This window comes from Pseudomonas sp. MOIL14HWK12:I2 (assembly GCF_000510745.1).
Classification (GTDB): Bacteria; Pseudomonadota; Gammaproteobacteria; order Pseudomonadales; family Pseudomonadaceae; genus Chryseomonas; species Chryseomonas oryzihabitans.
Map to the genome: position 1 here is coordinate 108539 of NZ_KI783313.1, position 18553 is coordinate 127091.

At 66.5% G+C, this 18553-nt stretch carries 16 protein-coding genes; 14 read left to right on the forward strand and 2 right to left on the reverse strand.

The window, feature by feature from the left end:
* The first annotated feature begins 123 nt into the window (after positions 1-123).
* The 3 genes from hppD to PSK12I2_RS0116840 all read left to right on the forward strand — a co-directional run bounded on the left by hppD (position 124) and on the right by PSK12I2_RS0116840 (position 3610).
* Positions 124-1203, forward strand: a complete 1080-nt coding sequence (gene hppD / locus PSK12I2_RS0116830) for a 4-hydroxyphenylpyruvate dioxygenase (protein ID WP_027599266.1) — start codon at positions 124-126, stop codon at positions 1201-1203.
* Positions 1204-1296: 93 nt separating this feature from the next.
* Positions 1297-2391: a sugar diacid recognition domain-containing protein gene (locus PSK12I2_RS0116835; RefSeq protein ID WP_027599267.1), complete on the forward strand. Its 1095-nt coding sequence runs from the start codon at positions 1297-1299 to the stop codon at positions 2389-2391.
* Positions 2392-2473: 82 nt separating this feature from the next.
* Positions 2474-3610 carry a glycerate kinase gene (locus PSK12I2_RS0116840; protein ID WP_027599268.1) on the forward strand — a complete coding sequence of 379 codons (1137 nt, stop codon included), beginning with the start codon at positions 2474-2476 and terminating at the stop codon, positions 3608-3610.
* A 6-nt stretch (positions 3611-3616) separates the two neighbouring features.
* On the opposite strand, the gene PSK12I2_RS0116845 is transcribed toward PSK12I2_RS0116840, so the two are convergent.
* Positions 3617-4540, reverse strand: coding sequence for a LysR family transcriptional regulator (locus tag PSK12I2_RS0116845; RefSeq protein WP_027599269.1), 924 nt, complete (start codon positions 4538-4540; stop codon positions 3617-3619).
* Positions 4541-4664: 124 nt separating this feature from the next.
* On the opposite strand from PSK12I2_RS0116845, the gene PSK12I2_RS0116850 reads away from it, so the two are divergent.
* The 7 genes from PSK12I2_RS0116850 to PSK12I2_RS0116880 all read left to right on the forward strand — a co-directional run bounded on the left by PSK12I2_RS0116850 (position 4665) and on the right by PSK12I2_RS0116880 (position 11456).
* Positions 4665-5723 carry a tartrate dehydrogenase gene (locus PSK12I2_RS0116850; protein WP_027599270.1) on the forward strand — a complete coding sequence of 353 codons (1059 nt, stop codon included), beginning with the start codon at positions 4665-4667 and terminating at the stop codon, positions 5721-5723.
* 111 nt (positions 5724-5834) lie between these two features.
* On the forward strand, positions 5835-7169 hold the full coding sequence (locus tag PSK12I2_RS0116855) for a dicarboxylate/amino acid:cation symporter (protein ID WP_027599271.1): 1335 nt from the start codon (positions 5835-5837) through the stop codon (positions 7167-7169).
* 69 nt (positions 7170-7238) lie between these two features.
* The gene (locus PSK12I2_RS0116860) at positions 7239-7640 is read left to right on the forward strand and encodes a hypothetical protein (protein WP_027599272.1); all 402 of its coding nucleotides are present in this window, start codon (positions 7239-7241) and stop codon (positions 7638-7640) included.
* A 157-nt stretch (positions 7641-7797) separates the two neighbouring features.
* Positions 7798-8499, forward strand: coding sequence for a haloacid dehalogenase type II (locus PSK12I2_RS24020; protein ID WP_042134277.1), 702 nt, complete (start codon positions 7798-7800; stop codon positions 8497-8499).
* Positions 8496-9578: a phosphotransferase gene (locus PSK12I2_RS0116870; RefSeq protein ID WP_156930157.1), complete on the forward strand. Its 1083-nt coding sequence runs from the start codon at positions 8496-8498 to the stop codon at positions 9576-9578. Before PSK12I2_RS24020 ends, PSK12I2_RS0116870 begins: the two co-directional genes overlap by 4 nt.
* Positions 9562-10917, forward strand: a complete 1356-nt coding sequence (locus PSK12I2_RS0116875) for an aspartate aminotransferase family protein (protein WP_027599274.1) — start codon at positions 9562-9564, stop codon at positions 10915-10917. The genes PSK12I2_RS0116870 and PSK12I2_RS0116875 overlap by 17 nt, the downstream gene beginning before the upstream one ends.
* A 23-nt stretch (positions 10918-10940) precedes the next feature.
* Positions 10941-11456 carry an Lrp/AsnC family transcriptional regulator gene (locus PSK12I2_RS0116880; protein WP_027599275.1) on the forward strand — a complete coding sequence of 172 codons (516 nt, stop codon included), beginning with the start codon at positions 10941-10943 and terminating at the stop codon, positions 11454-11456.
* A 161-nt stretch (positions 11457-11617) separates the two neighbouring features.
* On the opposite strand, the gene PSK12I2_RS0116885 is transcribed toward PSK12I2_RS0116880, so the two are convergent.
* The gene (locus PSK12I2_RS0116885) at positions 11618-12460 is read right to left on the reverse strand and encodes a GNAT family N-acetyltransferase (protein ID WP_027599276.1); all 843 of its coding nucleotides are present in this window, start codon (positions 12458-12460) and stop codon (positions 11618-11620) included.
* Positions 12461-12643: 183 nt separating this feature from the next.
* On the opposite strand from PSK12I2_RS0116885, the gene PSK12I2_RS0116890 reads away from it, so the two are divergent.
* The 4 genes from PSK12I2_RS0116890 (at position 12644) to PSK12I2_RS0116905 (ending at position 18496) form a co-directional block, all read left to right on the forward strand.
* The gene (locus tag PSK12I2_RS0116890) at positions 12644-14119 is read left to right on the forward strand and encodes an aldehyde dehydrogenase (RefSeq protein WP_027599277.1); all 1476 of its coding nucleotides are present in this window, start codon (positions 12644-12646) and stop codon (positions 14117-14119) included.
* 308 nt (positions 14120-14427) lie between these two features.
* On the forward strand, positions 14428-15099 hold the full coding sequence (locus tag PSK12I2_RS0116895) for a haloacid dehalogenase type II (protein ID WP_027599278.1): 672 nt from the start codon (positions 14428-14430) through the stop codon (positions 15097-15099).
* A gap of 27 nt (positions 15100-15126) precedes the next feature.
* Positions 15127-16419, forward strand: a complete 1293-nt coding sequence (locus PSK12I2_RS0116900; RefSeq protein ID WP_027599279.1) for an FAD-binding oxidoreductase — start codon at positions 15127-15129, stop codon at positions 16417-16419.
* Positions 16420-16858: 439 nt separating this feature from the next.
* Positions 16859-18496 (forward strand): ABC transporter substrate-binding protein, encoded by a 1638-nt coding sequence (locus tag PSK12I2_RS0116905; protein ID WP_027599280.1) that lies wholly within the window; start codon positions 16859-16861, stop codon positions 18494-18496.
* The last annotated feature ends 57 nt before the right edge of the window (positions 18497-18553 follow it).

An 18553-nucleotide genomic window follows, 5' to 3' on the forward strand; every position in this document is an offset into this window, starting at 1 on the left:
CAGCTCATCCTGGGTGATTTCCTGGCGCGTAGCGTGCGTGGCATTTCCTGCGCGCCGCCCTTGACGGGTTGCTAGCCCGCGTTATCGGCAACGTCCGTCACGTCACCCGTCAAGGAGCCAATCATGGCCGATCTGTTTGAAAATCCCATGGGCCTCATGGGTTTCGAGTTCATCGAATTCGCCTCGCCCACGCCCAATGTCATCGAACCCGTGCTGGAAAGCCTCGGCTTCACTCACGTCGCCAACCACCGTTCCAAGGACGTGGTGCTGTTTCGCCAGGGCGACATCAACGCCATCGTCAATCGCGAAAAGACCGGCCATGCCGCCTATTTCGCCGCCGAACACGGCGCCTCGGTCTGCGGCATGGCCTTTCGCTGCCGCGACTCCCACCACGCCTATGCCAAGGCGCTGGAGCTGGGCGCCCAGGCGGTGGACATGCCCACCGGGCCGATGGAATTGCGCCTGCCGGCGATCAAGGGTATCGGCGGCGCGCCGCTGTACCTCATCGATCGCTACGAGGAGGGCAGCTCGATCTACGACATCGACTTCGTGTTCCTGGAGGGAGTCGAGCGCAAGCCGGTGGGGGCTGGTCTCAAGGTGATCGATCACCTGACCCACAACGTCTATCGCGGGCGCATGGCCTACTGGGCAGACTTCTACGAGCGACTGTTCAATTTCCGCGAGTTGCGCTACTTCGACATCAAGGGCGAGTACACCGGGCTGACCTCCAAGGCCATGACCGCGCCGGACGGCCTGGTGCGTATCCCGCTCAATGAGGAATCCTCCAAGGGGGCCGGGCAGATCGAGGAATTCCTCATGCAGTTCAACGGCGAGGGCATCCAGCACGTGGCCTTTCTCACCGATGACCTGGTGGCCACCTGGGATCGGCTCAAGGCCTCTGGTACCCGCTTCATGACCGCGCCGCCGGAGACCTACTACGAGATGCTCGAAGGCCGGGTGCCCAACCATGGCGAACCGGTGGAAGAGCTGAAAGCCCGCGGCATCCTGCTCGACGGTACCTCCGAAGGTGGGGAGCGTCGCCTGCTGCTGCAGATATTCTCCCAGACCCTGCTGGGGCCGGTATTCTTCGAATTCATCCAGCGCAAGGGCGATACCGGCTTTGGCGAGGGCAACTTCAAGGCCCTGTTCGAATCCATCGAGCGCGACCAGGTGCGCCGTGGCGTGCTGAGCACCTCGGAGTAGCCCCTCCCGTAGCTCCACCGGCTTGCCCAGCGGTGGAGGCGCCTCTAAGGTGACGGCGCGCCATGCCGGCGTCCTTCAACCTCCGAGGTGGCCATGGAGCTGAGCCAGACCCTGGCGCAGGAAATCGTCGAACGCGCCATGCGCATCCTGCCCGGCAACGTCAATGTCATGGATGCGTCCGGGTTGATCATCGGCTCGGGCGATCCGGCGCGGCTGTTCAGCCACCATGCGGGGGCGCGGCAGGTCATCGCCGAAGGCCGCGCGGTGGCATTGGATGCCAGCGCTGCCGCGGAATTGGCGGGGGCCCAGGCCGGTATCAATCTGCCGCTGTATCACCAGGGCGAACTGGTCGGCGTGCTTGGCGTGTCCGGGGAGGACGCCGAGCAGTTGCGCCTACCTGCCGAACTCCTGCGCCTGACCGCGGAAATGCTGATTGAGCAGGCGGCAGGGCAGCCGCCCGCGACCGCGCGCATGACCACGCCGCTGCTGCGGCAGCTGCTCGCGCCCGGCGCCGCACCCGAACTGGGGCGCCATGCCACGCTGCTCGGCCTGAAGCCGGTCCTGCCGCGGGACGTGCTGCTGCTGGAGTTCGCCGTGCCGGCGCCGGGTTTTGGCGACTGGGCACAGCAGCGCAGTGTCCATAGCTGGTGCCTGCCCCATGAAGAGCGGCAATGGCTGTGGTATCGACCCGGCGCGCAGGCGCCCGAGGCGCTGCTGGAGGAACTGCCGGGGCAGGGCTGGTCGTTGCAGCGCAGCGTCTGGATCCCCGAGCCGCGACCCTGGACGGGGCTGGCCGAGACGACCCGGCGGGCGCTGGACCTGCTGGCAGTCGCCAGGCGCCTGCTGCCCGACCTCATCCGGGTGACGCTGGACGACCTGGCCCTGCCGACCTGGCTGCAGGGCCAGGCCGAGTGCGCTCGCGGCGCCTGGCTGCTGGAACCGCTGGCAAGACTGCGCCGCGCCGATCGCGACGGCCAGCTGCTGGCGACGCTGCGCAGCTGGTTCGCCGAGGACGCCAGCCCCCAGGCCTGCGCCGAGGCGCTGGGGCTGCATCGCAATGGGCTGCGGCATCGACTGGAGCGGATCCAGGCGCTGACCGGACGGGATCCACGCCGTTTCGCCGACGCCGCCGAACTGTATTGCGCCTTGCTGCTATGGGATCAGGGCTGGGCGAATTCACAGTCCTGACCTGTCGAGACTGGGCGTCTGTCCTGTTGCTGCCGTGCCCGATCCAGGAAACACTCGGCGCATAACAACGGAGAATCGCCCCATGAAAATCGTCATCGCTCCCGATTCCTTCAAGGAAAGCCTGTCCGCCGCCGGGGTCGCCAGCGCCCTGGCCCGTGGCCTGCGCCAGGCGCTGCCAACGGCGGAAATCCGCGAATGTCCCCTGGGCGACGGCGGCGAAGGCACCTTGGATGCCGTACTCGCCGCGACCGGCGGCGAGGTGCGCGAGGTGCGGGTGACCGGTCCCCTGGGCGAGCCGGTGACTGCCCGCTGGGGCTGGCTGGCCGAGCAGCGCACCGCCTTCGTCGAGATGGCCAGTGCCAGCGGTCTGGAACTGGTGCCCAGGGCCCGCCGCGACGTGCGGGTCGCCACCTCCCACGGGACCGGCGAGCTCCTGCGCGCCGCCCTGGATGCCGGCGCCGAGCGCCTGGTGCTGGCCATCGGTGGCAGCGCCACCAACGACGGCGGCGCGGGCGTACTCCAGGCCCTGGGCGTCCGGCTGCTGGACGGGCAGGGCCAGGCGCTGGCACCGGGCGGTGCGGCGCTGGCCTCCCTGGCCAGCCTGGACCTGACGGACCTGCATCCGCGCCTGGCGGCGGTGGAGGTGGTCATCGCCGCCGACGTCGACAATCCGCTCTGTGGTCCCCAGGGAGCCAGCCAGATCTTCGGGCCGCAGAAGGGCGCCTCCCCCGAGCAGGTGCGGGAGCTGGACGCGGCCCTGGCGCATTTCGCCACGGTCACCGCCGCGACCCTGGGCCGTGATGTCAGCGAGCAGCCGGGTGCCGGCGCCGCCGGTGGGGTCGGCTTTGCCGCCCTGGCCTTTCTCCAGGCCACCTTTCGGCCCGGCATCGAGGTGGTCGCGGAGCTGGTAGGTCTGGAAAAAGCCCTGGAGGGCGCCGATCTGGCAGTGACCGGGGAAGGGCGGCTGGACGGCCAGACCCTGAGGGGCAAGACCCCGGCGGGCGTCCTGCGCCTGGCCCAGCGCCACGGCGTGCCGGTGGTGGCCGTGGCCGGCTCGCTGGGCGAAGGCTACGACGCCCTCTATCAACAGGGCCTCGCCGCTGCCTTTAGTCTGGTACCGGGCCCGCTCAGCCTGGAAGAGGCCCTGGCCCAGGCCGAAGGGCTGCTGGAACGCACCGCTCGCGATATCGGTCGGCTGTGGCAGGCGGCGCAGAGCTGAGAGCGATCAGTCGACTTCGCTGGCCGGGTCTTCGAGGTGGTCGATACGCTGAAAGCGTTCCACCAGGAAGTCGATGAAGTGGCGCACCTTGGCCGATAGGTGATGGTGTTCGGAATAGACCGCATAAACATCTGCCGAAGGCGGTCTGGCGTCCTCCAGAACCCGACGTAGCCGCCCGCTACGCACGTAGCGGGCGATGTCCCATTCCGCCCGAAGCAGGATGCCGCGGCCCTCGAGTGCCCAGTTCAGCGCCACCTCACCATCGTTGCAGCTCAGGTTGCTGCGGACCTTGATGCTGCGGGTGCGCGACCCTTCGAGAAACTCCCAGACGCCGTGGATGCTGTCGTTCTGTCGCAGGAAGATGCAGTTGTGCGTTGCCAGATCCTGCAACCGTTGCGGTGCACCGTAGCGCTCCAGATAAAGCGGTGAGGCGCAGAGCAATCGGCGATTGCTGGCGATGCGTCGGGCGTGATAGCCCGCATCCGGGGCCACGCCGAAGCGGATGCCCAGATCCAGACCATGGGCAGCCAGTTCCATGGGATGGTCGCTGAGCAGCAGTTGGGTCTCCACCTCCGGGTAGCGGTCGATGAAGGCTGCCAGCGCCGGGCCTATGTAGCGTCTGCCAAAGCCCAGGGAAGCGTTGATCCTCAGCAGGCCTTTGGGCTGGCTCCGGCGACTGGCGACCATGTCTTCCACTGCTTCGATGTCACCGAGAATGCGTCCGGCATGGCGGAAATAAAGTTCACCCTCGGGCGTGAGACCCAGGGAGCGAGTGGTCCGGTTGACGAGCCGAACGCCTAGCCGTTTTTCCAGTGCGGTCAGTCGTTTACTGATTGCAGAGGGCGTGATGCCCAGCTCGCGAGCCGTGGCGGCCAGGTTGCCCTGCTGGGCCAGTTGGTGAAAAAAGGTCAAATCCTGGGGGCGACTCATTATCAACCTCAGTTCACGTAAGTGATGAGTTCAGGTGAATCTTAGCTCAGGTTTCACTACCTATACTCGGCCCAGCGCTGCCAGTCGGCGTCTTACCCAACGAACCAGAGCACAGGGCCCAGCCATGAAGAACTACAAGATCGCAGCCATTCCCGGAGACGGTATCGGGGTCGAAGTCATTGCCGCCGGCCTCGAGGTCCTCGAAGGCCTGGCCAGGCGCCTGGGCAGTTTCGCCTTTGATGTCAGCCACTACCCCTGGGATTCGGAGTACTACCTCCAGCATGGTCACTACATCCCGGAAGGGGGGCTGGACGAGATCAAGCAGGCCGATGCCATCTTTTTCGGCGCGGTAGGAAGCCAGAAGGTGCCGGATCACATTTCCCTCTGGGGCCTGCGGCTGCCGATCTGCCAGGGCTTCGACCAATACGCCAACGTGCGGCCGGCGCGGGTGTTACCCGGGGTTAAAAGTCCGCTGACCAACGGGCAGACCATTGACTGGGTGATCGTGCGGGAGAATTCCGAGGGCGAATACTCCGGCAGCGGTGGTCGGGTCCACCAGGGGTTGCCCATTGAGGTAGCCACCGAGGTCTCCACCTTCACCCGCGTTGGCGTCGAGCGTATCCATAGATTCGCCTTCGAATTGGCCCGCAGCCGCCCGGCCAAGCACCTGACGCTGGTCACCAAGTCCAACGCCCAACGCCACGGCATGGTGTTGTGGGACGAGGTGTTCGCCGAGGTGGCCAAGGATTATCCGGACGTGCGCACTACCCGTGAGCTGGTGGATGCGGTGACCACCACCATGGTGCTCAAGCCCGGCAACCTGGACGTGATTGTCGCCACCAACCTCCACGCCGACATCCTCTCGGATCTGGCTGCAGCGCTCTCCGGCAGCCTGGGTATCGCGCCTACCGCCAATCTCAACCCCGACCGGAGCTTTCCCTCGATGTTCGAGCCCATCCACGGCTCAGCCTTCGACATCACCGGCAAGGGCGTCGCCAACCCTATCGCTACCTTCTGGACCGCGGCGCTGATGCTCGACCACCTAGGCGAGCGCGAGGCCAGTGCCCATCTGATGCGGGCCATCGAGGAGGTCACCGCCAGCGGCCTGCACACCCCAGACCTGGGCGGTACGGCCACCACGCGCCAGGTCACCGACGCCGTGCTGGAGCTGATCGCCCGCTAGCTCGGCGTTCCCACCCGCGGCGAGCCAGCGGGTGGGAAGGCCTCAGCACTTTCACGGGCGACCGCCCGCCGGCGCGGTCGCTTCCATTACAAGAACAACAATGGATATCCCATGAAGCGCCTACTCGGAAAACTCTACGTCCAGGTCGTCATCGCGGTCATTGCCGGCGCCTTGCTCGGCGTCTTTTATCCGGACTTCGCCACCTCGCTCAAACCCATCGGCGATGCCTTCATCAAGCTGATTAAGATGCTGCTCGCGCCGGTGATCTTCCTTACCGTGGTCACCGGTATCGCCAAGATGAACGACATGAAGGAGCTGGGCCGGGTGGGCATCCGCGCCTTCATCTACTTCGAGGTGGTCTCGACCCTGGCGCTGATCGTCGGGCTGGTAGTGGTCGATACCTTCAAGCCCGGCGCTGGCATGAACATCGATCCAGCCACCCTCGACAGTTCCGCCATCGCCAGCTACACCGAGGCCGCCAAGCATGAATCCTTCATCGCCTTCATGATGCAGATCATCCCCAACACCCTCGGGGATGCCTTCGCCAAGGGCAACATCCTGCAGATCCTGTTGTTCTCCATCCTGCTCGGCGTGGCCCTGGCGCGCTGTGGCGACAAGGGCAAGCCGATCATCCGCACCCTCGATAGCCTGATGCACGGCATGTTCGGCATCGTCAACATCGTGATGCGCCTGGCGCCGCTGGGGGCCTTTGGCGCCATCGCCTTCACCATCGGCAAGTACGGCTTCGGCTCGCTGTTCTCCCTGGGCAAGCTGATGGCCTGCTTCTACATTACTTGCATCCTGTTCGTCGCCCTGGTGCTGGGCCCGATCTGCCGCGTCGCCGGCTTCAGCCTGTGGAAGCTGCTCAGGTACCTCAAGGAAGAGCTGTTCACCGTGCTGGGCACCAGTTCGTCGGAATCGGTACTGCCGCAGATGATCCGCAAGATGGAAAACGCCGGCTGTTCGAAGCCAGTGGCCGGCATGGTCATCCCCTCCGGCCTGACCTTCAACCCGGACGGCCAGGCCATCTACTACACCGCCGCCGCGACCTTCATCGCCCAGGCCACCAACACGCCGCTGAGCCTGACCGACCAGCTCATCATCATGGCTGTGTTGATGCTCACGTCCAAGGGTTCGGCCGGCGTCACCGGTTCCGGTTTCATCACCCTGGCGGCGACCCTCGCCAGTCTTGGCACCATCCCGGTGGCCGGCATGGTGCTGCTACTGGGTGTAGACCGCTTCATGTCCGAGGCTCGAGCGATCACCAATACCATTGGCAATGGCGTAGCCACGCTGGTTATCGCGCGCTGGGTGGGAGCGTTGGACATGGGACGGCTCAACGCCGCGCTGGATGGCCAGGCAATTCCCGCTTCGGAGCCGGAGGCTCAGGAAGGCGTGGCGATGGCCGAGCCGGCCCTGTCCAGTCTGGGTCGCAAGGCGCTCTAGCACGCCAGTGCTGGTCGGGCTGCGGGATTTACCTCATGCTGGGCGTCCCGCTCCCGACCGATTACCGCCATGACCTCGTCTGCGCTCCTGCGTACCGGCCTGCTGGCCGCGGCTCTGCTGCTGGTACCTGCCGTCCAGGCGGCCATTCCCAGTCTCAAACCGGCCAACACCTGCGTGCGCAGCGCCTTCGTGTTGCGTTGCCAGGACGGGCAGGGGGGTTGGTACGGGGTGGCGGTCCAGGGCAACGACACCCTGATGCGGGGCTACGATCCGGTTTCGGGTCTGTCATGGGCGCAGACCAGCACCCGCCTGGGACGACTGCAGTTCTTCAGCGGCCTGACCAGCGACGGCAATCTCTGGCTGGGCCGCACCCGGCAGCTGGGCTGGAACGTCATCAGTCGCTTTTCCACGTCCCAGGGCGACCGTGCCCGCACCAGTTGCAACCGTGTGGCGGGGTGCGAGTGGCGTTGACCGGCGAGTCGTCGGAAAGCCCCCCGCAGATCCTGCCAGCAGGCGCCGATTTGCGCAGGAATCTGCCTGAGCGTCCCTGTTGTAGAGCATCCCAGCGGGCGCGAACTCCCTAAGCTTGAGGCATCACCCCTCACCCAGGCGCTGGAGTTCGCGACACATGACGTACAAGCCGAAATTCATCAGCTTCGACTGCTATGGCACGCTCATCAACTTCGAAATGGGACCCACCGCGAAGCGGCTGTTCGCGGATCGTGTGCCGAGCGAGCGGATGCCAGCCTTCCTCGACAGTTTTCGTTTCTATCGCCTCGATGAAGTCCTGGGCGATTGGAAGCCCTTTTTCGAGGTAGTGGAAAACGCCATTCAGCGCGCCTGCGCCAAGCACGGCGTGGACTATCGCGCGGCCGATGCGCTGGCTCTGTACCAGGCCGTGCCCACCTGGCAGCCGCATCCGCATGTCGTCGAGACGCTCAAGGCCATCGCCCCGCAGGTACCGCTGGTGATCCTGTCGAACTCCATGGTCGATCTGATTCCCGCCAGCGTCGCCCACCTGCAGGCGGATTTTCACGCGGTCTACACGGCGGAAGAGGCGCGCGCCTACAAGCCGAGGGCGCAGGTATTCGAGTACATGTTCGAGCAACTGGGCTGCGGGCCGCAGGACATGATGCATGTCTCTTCGAGCTTCCGTTACGACCTGATGACGGCTGCGGATCTGGGCTTCATGGCCAGGGCCTTCATCGACCGCGGGCATGAGCCGGCCTGCGACGGCTATGGCGTCGAGCGCCTGACCGATATCCGCCAACTTCCGGGGCTGCTCGGTCTGCCAGGCCTCGCCGAGACCGCCTCGCCGAGGCAGGGATGATGGTCGCCACCGCACAGCCAGGCGTCTCGGCGACCATGGAGACGCCACCACCGACCCTCGCGCCGGACGAGGTGCAGCAGCTCGTTCGGCGTCTCTACGGTATCGATGGCCGGGTCGACCTGCTGTTGGGTGAGCGGGATCAGAATTGCCGTGTGGAGACGGCGGCGGGCGAGCGCTACGTGGTCAAGATCAGCAATCCGTCCGAATCCCTGGCGGTAGTGGATTTTCAGATCGCCGCGCTCGACCATATTTGCTGCGTGGCGCCCAGCCTTCCGGTACCTCGGGTGGTGCGGACGCTGGGAGGGCAGACGCACGCTACCCTGGTGCTCCCGGACGGATCGGCGACCTCTGTGCGGATGCTGACCTATCTCGACGGTGTGCAGGTCCGCGATACCCGCCGTACCGCTACCCAGCGCCAAGCGATGGGCACCTTCCTGGCCGAATTGAACCTCGCCTTGCGCGACTTCGAGCACCCGTCCGCGACCCACGATCTGCTGTGGAACGTTGCCACGGCCCATCGCCTGGCGGCTAAGGTCGATAGCATCGAAGAAGGCCCGCGCCGCGCCCTGGTCAGGACGTTCATGGCGCGTTTCAACCGGCACGTGCTGCCGCTGTTGCCGCACCTGAGGGCCCAGGTCATCCACAACGACTACCACCTCTACAACGTGCTGGCCGCGCCCCAGGACCACGAGCGCATCGTCGGAGTCATAGACTTCGGCGACATGCTGCATGCGCCCCTGGTGGGCGAGGTCGCCACCGCCGCGGCCTTCCACATGAGTGGCCCTGCCGATCCACTCCTGGGCCCCGCGCAATTCCTCGGCGCCTATCACGCCACGCTGCCGCTCGACGAAAGCGAGCAGGAGATCGTTGCCGACCTCATGGCGACGCGTCACCTGATCACCGTGCTGATCTCGGAGTGGCGGGCCAGGCGCTATCCGGAAAACTACGACTACATCATGCGCCACAACGCGGCCTCGTGGGAGGCACTGACCTTGCTGGCCGATCTGTCTCGAGATCAGGCACGCGAGCTGTTACTTACCGACGTATGCACAGGACCAAGCCATGAACAGCACCCCTGACCTCAACATGGTCAACGCCTACATACCGGGCCGCGTCAAACTGAACGCCGCGACGGCGGCCCTGATCGAACGCCGCGACGCCCTGCTCGGGCCGGCCTATCGGCTGATGTACGAGCATCCCCTGCATATCGTGCGGGGCGAGGGCGCCTGGCTGATCGATCCCGCGGGCCGCCGCTATCTGGACGCCTACAACAATGTCGCCTCCCTCGGCCATTGCCACCCCGCGGTGACCGAGGCGATCTGTCGGCAGGTGCAGACCCTCGCCACCAATACCCGTTATCTGCACGACACCATTCTCGAACTGGCCGAGCGCCTGCTCGCCACCGTGCCCGAGACCGAGCTGGCGCACCTCATGCTGACTTGCACCGGGAGCGAGGCAAACGACGTCGCCTATCGGATCGCCCAGGTGCGCACGGGGGGCACGGGCGTGATCGTCACCGAGACCGCCTATCACGGCTTCACCGATGCGGTCGCGAAGTTCTCGCCGTCGCTGGGCGTCACGGTGGACCTCGGCGCCCACGTGCGACTGGTACCGGCGCCGCGCGCCTACCACGCCGGCGCGCTGGATGTCGCTGAGCGCTTTACCCGCGACGTCGAGGCGGCGATCCGCGACCTGCAACGGCACGGCATCAAGCCAGCGGCGCTGATTGTGGACTCGATCTTTACCAGCGATGGCATCCTGCCCGAGCCGGCGGGTCTGCTGAAGGGCGCGGTCGAGGCGATCAAGCGGGCCGGTGGTATCTTCATCGCCGACGAAGTCCAGCCGGGCTTTGGCAGGACCGGCGAGCACCTGTGGGGCTTTCAGCGTCACGGTGTGATCCCGGATATCGTCACCCTGGGCAAGCCGATGGGCAACGGACAACCGGTCGCCGGGCTGCTGGCCACCGCTGACGTCCTCGCCGAGTTTGGTAGGAACTCCCGGTATTTCAATACCTTCGGGGGCAATAACGTGTCCTGCGCCGCCGCCTTGGCGGTGCTCGACACGATCGAGAAGGAACGCCTGGTGCAGCATGCCGCCGAGGTGGGCACGCTCCTGCGAGAGGGTATCGCGGCGCTCGCCCACCGGCACGCGGCCATCGGCGATGTGCGGGGGGTAGGCATGTTCGTCGGCGTGGAGCTCGTGTCCGATCGGCTGACCCGAGAGCCGGATCGAGCCTTGACGACCCGGGTGGTCAATCTGATGCGCGACAAGGGTGTCCTGCTCAGCGGCTGCGCCATGGGCCACAACGTACTGAAGATTCGCCCCCCCCTGGTGCTCACCGCGGAACAGGCCGGCCTGGTGATAGAGACGCTCGACGCGGCGCTGACCGAAGCGCACTCTGCAGTTCCCCGCGTCTAGCGCTCACCGTTCAAGGCAGCCCCATGCAACCTCCGGCGTCCCTCGATGCGTTCGATATCAAGATTCTCGTGTATCTGCAACGCGAGGGACGCTGTTCGAATGTCGAGCTTTCTTCCGCGATATCGCTGAGCGAAAGTCCCTGCCTGCTTCGCACCAAGCGACTGCAGGATACCGGGGTGATCCGCGGCTATCACGCCGATATCGCCCTGGAGAAGGTGGGCAGTCATGTCATCGTCTTTTCCGAGGTCACCCTCAGCAGCCATCGACCTGCCGACTTTCGCACCTTTGAAGACGGAATCACCCGGTATCAGGAGATCGTCGAGTGCCACAACGTGAGTGGCGGCTACGACTATCTGCTCAAGATCGTGGTGCCGAGCATCAACTGGTTGCAGGCCCTGATGGATCGACTGCTGGAGGACAATATCGGTATCGAGAAATTTGCCAGCCGCATCGTCCTGCGCCAGCCCCTTCGCCAAGGCGGCTATCCATTGGAAACGCTCGTCAATGAGCGGCCCAGCTGGGCGGAGGAAGGACGCTAGCCAGCGTCTGGAACCCTGGCCTGACGGTGCGGACGGCTGTGCCCTGAGGGCGCCTGCGGGACTGGACGGGTGAGGGGATGGTCGCCGATTGCGCCCGGCAGAGCGGTCAGGCGGCCGCGCCGCCTGCCGCGGGGATACCGCTCGCGCGAGGCCACGGTCGCTCAGCCCAGCGCCTGAGTCAGCAGCGCGAACTGATCCAGGCCGTCGCGGGACAGCGGCGCCTTGCCCCGGGCCATCTGCTCGACCTCATCGACCTGGGGAACGCCGATTTCGCTCAGCCAGGGATTGAGACCGCTGCGGGCCGTCACGTCGAATCTCACGTAGCGCCCTTCGGTGTGGCGCAGCAGGGCGAGGATCAGCGCCTTGGCCTGTTCGGTGGATTCGGCGATCACCGGGCCGACCGACAGGCCGCGGCCGTAGGGGCGCAGCAGGGCGAAGCCGCGCAACTGGCCCTCCTGCTCAAAGCCGACAATGCGCTCGGCCTGGGGCAGCAATTCCTGCAGCAGGGCGCTGCGGTCCAGGCCGGTAGCCGCCTGGGCCAGGGTCTCCAGCTGCGGCGCCGCTGCCGGACTCAGCTCGCGGACCTGGTCTTCCAGTGGCTGACGTTCAGCCATGGCCGGCAGACTCGCCACCTGGTGCTGATAGATGCGCTCATAGGAATCGAAGCCCTGGCTGCGGTAGAGCGGGGCGCCGCGCAGGGTGGCGACCAGCAGGGGCGTGCGGTTGCCGGCCAGTTGCAGCAGGCCGTCCATGAGGCGGCGGCCGTGGCCCTGGCCCTGGTGGCTGTCGGCGACGATCACCAGGCCAATGGTGGCGAAGTCGCCCTGGGGCACGCAGAACCCGGTGCCGAACACGCCCTGGTCGTCTTCCAGCACCAGGCCTTCGCCGGTGTGGAACAGGCACTGCCAGTCTTCCGGGCGATGGGGCCAGTGCAGCGCCTGGGACAGCTGGTGAGCGGTGGCGAGGTCGGTTTCGCGCAGGGGTCTTAGGGTGGCGTGGGACACGGCAGGGCTCCGATTCGGGTCTGGCTGATTCAGGCGTCAGCCTAGCAAGCCGCGACGGCAGATTCGGTTGCCGAGGGGTGGACGCGCCACTGCGCGGCGCCGAAGGCCCCTGCCAGTTCGGCAAAAGATGGCGACCCGCGCGCCTAGCATGGGGCCAAGCCCACAGCCCTAGCGGAGCGCGCCATGGCCTCGTTCGACCCCAGAGCAATAGCGGTTCGTTGTGCCCATTTCAGCGAGGGGCGCATCCGCGACGCCCGCGCCGAACTGGAGGTGTTCCGGCCTTCCGATGGCGGTTTCCAGAGCGGTCTGCCGTGCGCCTCGGCCGACCTGGTGGACGAGGTGGTGGAGGGCACCTGGCGTGCCTGGAAGGCCAGCGACTGGGCCAGCCGGCCGCCGCGCGAGCGGGCGCGGGTGATGCGCCGCTGGGCCGATCTGGTCGAAGCCGACGGCGAGATCCTCGGCCCGCTGGAAGCGGTGGGTTCGACCCGTCCGCTGCGCGAGGTGCTGGCCTGGGACATCCCCTATGTGGCCGAGGGCATCCGCTTCTTCGCCGAATTCGCCGACAAGCACGGCGGCGAGGTGGCGGCCACCGCCACCAGTCACCTGGGGCTGCAGGTCACCGAACCCTATGGCGTGGTGGGCGCCGTCGCGCCCTGGAATTTCCCCCTGAGCATGGCCGGCTGGAAGATGGCGCCGGCGCTCGCCGCCGGCAATGCCGTGGTGATCAAGCCGTCGGAGCTGACGCCGTTCTCCATTCTGCGTCTGGCCGAATTGGCCGTCCTGGCAGGTCTGCCGGCCGGCATCCTCAGCGTGGTCCAGGGCGATGGCCGGACCACCGGCGACGCCCTGTGCCGCCATCCGCGCATCGGCAAGGTCACCTTTACCGGCTCCACCGGAACCGGTACCGCCATCATGACCGCCTGCGCCGAGAGCGGGCCCAAGCCGGTGACCCTGGAGCTGGGCGGCAAGAGTCCGCAACTGGTGTTCGCCGATGCCCCGGATCTGGCCCGTACCGCCCGCAGCGTGGCCGCCGCCATCACCGGCAACGCCGGCCAGGTGTGCGTCTCGGGCTCACGGCTGCTGGTGCAACGGGCCGCCCTGGAGCCGATGCTGGAGGGCATCCAGGCGGCCTTCGCCGCCTTGCGCCCGGGGCCGACCTGGTCGGCGGAGGCCACCCTGGCGCCGATCATTTCCCACCGCCAGGGCCAGCGCATCCAGGACATCGTCTCGCGCAGTCGGGCGGCCGGCGCGGAGATCCTGGTTGGTGGTGCCCTGGAGGAGGGCATGGGCGGCGCCTACTATCAGCCGACGCTGATCACCGGGGTCGAGGCGGACAATCCCGCGGTGCGCGAAGAGATCTTTGGCCCGGTGCTGACCGTGCAGGTATTCGACGACGAAGCCGAGGCCCTGGCGCTGGCCGACCACCCCACCTACGGCCTGGCCGCCGGGGTGCACACCGCTGATCTCGGCCGGGCGTTGCGCCTGACGCGAGCGCTGGAAGCCGGTACCGTCTGGGTCAATCGCTATGGCCGCAGCCACGACTGGATCATTCCCACCGGCGGCTACAAGCGCTCCGGCATCGGCAAGGACCTGGGCCGCGCCGCCTATGAGGCGACCCTGCGCAGCAAGAGCGTACTGATCGATCTGGAGCACTCCTGAGGCTTGGCCGAAAAGTCGCTGAGCGATGGTCAGGCAAGGCAAAAATCAGCGAGGAAGCGGAGTTTACGAATGGTAAATGAGCATTCCGAGATGATTTTTAACGCAGCATGGCCGAGCGCAGGCACTTTTCGGCCAAAGCCTGAGGTCGCCGCAAACAATGCTGGGCCCTACCGCTAAAACGGTTTTTTCTGTCTCCCGCGGCGCCTGAAAGCGGACAACTGTCAGGCCCGCCGGTGCTGTAATGCTTGCCAGGGACGCCACTGGCGCCCCGGTCTCTCACTCACGACCCCTGTCAAAGGACTCTTGCCATGACCGCCTTTCGGCCCAAGTACATCACCTTCGACTGCTACGGCACCCTGACCCGTTTCCGCATGTCCGACATGGCCCGCGAGATGTTCGCCGACCGCATTCCGGCCGAGGCGATGGACCAGTTCTGCAAGGATTTCAACGGCTATCGCTTCGACGAGGTGCTGGGCGCCTGGAAACCCTACTCGGAAGTGCTGTACTCGGCGGTGGAGCGTACCTGCAAGCGCTGGGGCATCTCCTTCACCGACGCCGAGGCCAATGCCTACTACGAGGCGGTGCCGAGCTGGGGGCCGCATCCGGACGTGACCGCGGGCCTGGCCAAGATCGCCGACAAGATCCCGCTGGTGATCTATTCCAACGCCGCCGACGAGCAGATCATGTCCAACGTCGACAAGCTGGGCGTGCCCTTCCACCGGGTCTTCACCGCCGAGCAGGGCCAGGCCTACAAGCCGCGCCTGCAGGCCTTCGAATACATGCTGGACAACCTCGGCTGCGGCCCGGAAGACGTGCTGCACGTGTCGTCGAGCTTTCGCTACGACCTCATTCCGGCCGACTACATGAACATCAAGAACAAGGTGTTCGTGAATCGCGGCCATGAGCCGAGCACGCCATTCTACCGCAACACCGAGATCAAGGACATCGGCGGCCTGGCCGCGGTCGTCGGTCTCGAATAACCCCCTGAGCTGCCGGAGCGCCCGCCCATGAGTCTTGGCCCAGCATCGTCCGATTCCTACTGGCTCGCGACCGCGCCGGGCTTTACCGGGGCCACCCCGGGGCCGGTGGCGGGCGAGGTGGATGTCGCCATCATTGGCGGCGGCTTCACCGGGCTCTCCGCGGCCGTCGCCCTGCGCCGGCGCGGTGCCAGCGTGGCGGTGCTGGAGGCCGGTCGGGTGATCGGCGAAGCCTCCGGGCGCAACGGCGGCCACTGCAACACCGGCGTCGCCCAGGACTACGCGGCCCTGCACGCCAGCCTGGGCGCCGAAAAGGCCCGGGCCTTCTACCAGGCCTATGCCGATGCGGTGGCCAGCGTCGAGGCGGTGATCGCCGAAGAGGGCATCGCCTGCGACTTCCACAAGGCCGGCAAGCTCAAGCTGGCGGCCAAGCCGCAGCACTACGACAACCTCGCGCGTACCTGCGAACTGATCCGCCAGGAGGTGGATCCGCAGGTCGAATTGCTCAGCGCCGCCCAGGTGCGGGTCGAGGTGGCGTCAGCTGATTTCCATGGGGGGCTGCTGCAGCACAACGGTGCCCAGATGCACATGGGGCGCTTCGGCGTAGGGCTGGCCGATGCGGCGGTGCGACGGGGCGCCCAGGTCTACGAGGGCGCGGCGGTGAGCGATCTGCAGCGCCTGCCCGATGGCAGCTTTCGGGTGATCAGCGCCAAGGGCGAGTTGCGCGCCCGCCAGGTGCTGGTGGCCACGGGCAACGCCAGCGTCGGCCCCTTCCAGTGGTTTCGCCGCCGCATCGCCTCGGTGGGCAGCTTCATCATCGCCACGGCGCCGCTGCCCAAGGCGCAGCTGGACGAACTGCTGCCCAATCGGCGCACCTATGTCACCAGCCGCATCATCGGCAACTATTTCCGCACCACGCCGGATCACCGGCTGATCTTTGGCGGGCGGGCGCGTTTCGCCCTGTCCGATCCGCGCCAGGACGCCAAGAGCGGCGCCGTGCTGCGCAACGCCCTGGGCCAGCTGTTTCCCAGCCTGGCCCAGACGCCCATCGACTATTGCTGGGGCGGCCTGGTGGACATGACCGCCGACCGCCTGCCCCGCGCCGGCGAGCAGGATGGCCTGTTCTACGCCATGGGCTACAGCGGCCACGGGGTGCAGATGTCGGTGCACATGGGCCGGGTGATGGCCGAGGTGCTGGAGGGCCGCAGCCAGGCCAATCCCTGGCGGGTACTGGACTGGCCGGCCATTCCCGGGCATTTCGGCAAGCCGTGGTTCCTGCCGCTGGTAGGGCTGTATTACCGGGTCCAGGATCGCCTGCACTAGCCGTCGCTCCCGCAACCGCCCGCCCGGGTCCTGCCACGCGCAGTGCCCGCGCGGGCGGTTTTGCGTTTCCGCAGCCCGGCGGGCGCAAACCGGCGGCGCTGCGCAGAACCTGCTGCCACCGCAGGTTTTTCGCAGCCATCCAGTCTCCCGTCGCGGTCCGCACCGCGCTCCGCCACCCCAAGCGAAACGCCGCGCCAGCGCGCCAAAGACGGGCATGGCGGGCCCTGATGCGCCGTCGCGACGCACACCGCAAACAATGCTGAGCGGCTTGGTCAAAACGGTCTTTTCTGTCTCGCCGCAGGGGCAATTCGACGGTAATCGGCGAGGGGCCGGTGCTGTAATGAACCAGGCCGCATGACAAGGCGGCCAAGAGGACAGCGCCGTGCGCCCGGGGAGGGGTGTACGGACTGGTGACCGAGCCCCCAACGAGCGAGCCGACATGACCGAGAAAAAGACTGGAAGTCCCCTGATAGGAGCTGCTGAAAGCGTTCGGGCCTTCGAGGCCCTGCATCGGGGGCTGTCGCGGCGCGATGCGCTGCGCCTGCTGGGCGCCGCCGGGTTGCTGGCGACCGGGGTGGGTGGTCTGCTCGGCCGTGACGGCCAGGCGTTCGCCGCAGAAGATGCGGTCAGCGGCACCCCGCGCCGTGGCGGTCGGGTGCGCGCCGCAGCGGCCGGGTCGTCCACCGCCGATACGCTCGATCCGGCCCGCGGCGCTTTCTCCGGCGACTATGCCCGGCAATACTTCTTCTACAACGGCCTGACCGTCTTCGACAGCCACCTCGAACCCCAGATGGCGCTTGCCACCAGTTTCGATACCCAGGACGCCCTGACCTGGACGATCAAGCTGCGCCAGGGTGTGCAATTCCACAACGGCAAGACCTTCGACAGCGCCGACGTCGTCTACTCGCTGTTGCGCCACAAGGACCCGGCGGTGGGTTCCAAGGTCAAGGCCCTGGCCGACCAGTTCGCCGAGGTCACCGCGGTGGCCCCCGACGAGGTGCGCATCCGCCTGGTGTCGCCGAACTCCGAGCTGCCCGCGGTGCTGGCCATCTCGCCGTTCCTGATCATCGCCGACGGCACCAAGGATTTCTCCACCGCCAACGGCACCGGGCCCTTCAAGGTCAAGGAATTCAAGCCGGGAGTGCGCACCGTGGGCGTGCGCAACGAAAACTACTGGAAGTCCGGCAAGCCCTATCTGGACGAGATCGAGCTGATCGGCATCGGCGACGAGCCCTCGCGGGTCAATGCCCTGCTGGCCGGCGACGTCCAGCTCACCGTGTCGGTGGATCCGCGCTCCGCCGAGCGCCTCAAGCAGAGCGGCAAGCTCAAGGTGGTGGCCAACACCTCGGGTGGCTACACCGACCTGATCATGCGCATTCCCAACCGGCCGTTCAACGATCCCAACGTGGTCGAGGGCATGAAGCTGCTGTTCGACCGCGAGCAGATCCTCAAGTCGGTGTTCCTCGGCTACGGCACCATCGGCAACGACCAGCCGATCATGCCGGGCACACCCTATTACGCGGCGGATCTGCCCCAGCGGCCCTACGATCCGGACAAGGCCAAGTTCCTCTTCCAGAAGGCCGGCATCGCCGGCGCACGGATGCCGCTGGTGACCTCCACCGCCGCCGACAACGCCAACGAGATGGCCCTGGTGCTGCAGCAGTCGGCGCGCCAGGCCGGCCTCAACCTGATGGTCAATCGGGTCAGCGCCGACGGCTACTGGGACAACCACTGGATGAAGGATCCGCTGGGCTTCGGCAACATCAACGCCCGGCCCACCGCCAACATCCTGCTGTCGCAATTCTTCAAGTCCGATGCGCCCTGGAACGAATCCGGCTGGAAGAACGAACAGTTCGACCAGTTGCTGGTGGCCTCCCGCGGCGAGACGGATGTCGCCAAGCGCAAGCAGATGTACGCCGACATGCAGCTGCTGATCCACCAGCACAGCGGCATCGGCCTGCCGATCTTCACCAGCTCCATCGATGCCCATTCGCCCAAGCTCGGTGGCTACGGAATCATCCCCATCGGCGGCTTCATGGGTTACATGTTCGCCGAGCACGTCTGGCTGGAGGCCTGACGCTCGTTGCCTCACGGCGAGTCGCTCCGCAGCGACCGGCTCGCCGCTCCACGCTCA

Bases quoted from the DNA above. Each gene is read 5' to 3' on its own strand.
- PSK12I2_RS0116905 (WP_027599280.1), top strand. From the start codon at position 16,859: ATGACCGAGAAAAAGACTGGAAGTCCCCTGATAGGAGCTGCTGAAAGC.
- PSK12I2_RS24020 (WP_042134277.1), top strand. From the start codon at position 7,798: ATGACGTACAAGCCGAAATTCATCAGCTTCGACTGCTATGGCACGCTC.
- hppD (WP_027599266.1), top strand. From the start codon at position 124: ATGGCCGATCTGTTTGAAAATCCCATGGGCCTCATGGGTTTCGAGTTC.
- PSK12I2_RS0116870 (WP_156930157.1), top strand. From the start codon at position 8,496: ATGATGGTCGCCACCGCACAGCCAGGCGTCTCGGCGACCATGGAGACG.
- PSK12I2_RS0116880 (WP_027599275.1), top strand. From the start codon at position 10,941: ATGCAACCTCCGGCGTCCCTCGATGCGTTCGATATCAAGATTCTCGTG.
- PSK12I2_RS0116835 (WP_027599267.1), top strand. From the start codon at position 1,297: ATGGAGCTGAGCCAGACCCTGGCGCAGGAAATCGTCGAACGCGCCATG.
- PSK12I2_RS0116855 (WP_027599271.1), top strand. From the start codon at position 5,835: ATGAAGCGCCTACTCGGAAAACTCTACGTCCAGGTCGTCATCGCGGTC.
- PSK12I2_RS0116840 (WP_027599268.1), top strand. From the start codon at position 2,474: ATGAAAATCGTCATCGCTCCCGATTCCTTCAAGGAAAGCCTGTCCGCC.
- PSK12I2_RS0116890 (WP_027599277.1), top strand. From the start codon at position 12,644: ATGGCCTCGTTCGACCCCAGAGCAATAGCGGTTCGTTGTGCCCATTTC.
- PSK12I2_RS0116875 (WP_027599274.1), top strand. From the start codon at position 9,562: ATGAACAGCACCCCTGACCTCAACATGGTCAACGCCTACATACCGGGC.
- PSK12I2_RS0116850 (WP_027599270.1), top strand. From the start codon at position 4,665: ATGAAGAACTACAAGATCGCAGCCATTCCCGGAGACGGTATCGGGGTC.
- PSK12I2_RS0116900 (WP_027599279.1), top strand. From the start codon at position 15,127: ATGAGTCTTGGCCCAGCATCGTCCGATTCCTACTGGCTCGCGACCGCG.
- PSK12I2_RS0116845 (WP_027599269.1), bottom strand. From the start codon at position 4,540: ATGAGTCGCCCCCAGGATTTGACCTTTTTTCACCAACTGGCCCAGCAG.
- PSK12I2_RS0116895 (WP_027599278.1), top strand. From the start codon at position 14,428: ATGACCGCCTTTCGGCCCAAGTACATCACCTTCGACTGCTACGGCACC.
- PSK12I2_RS0116860 (WP_027599272.1), top strand. From the start codon at position 7,239: ATGACCTCGTCTGCGCTCCTGCGTACCGGCCTGCTGGCCGCGGCTCTG.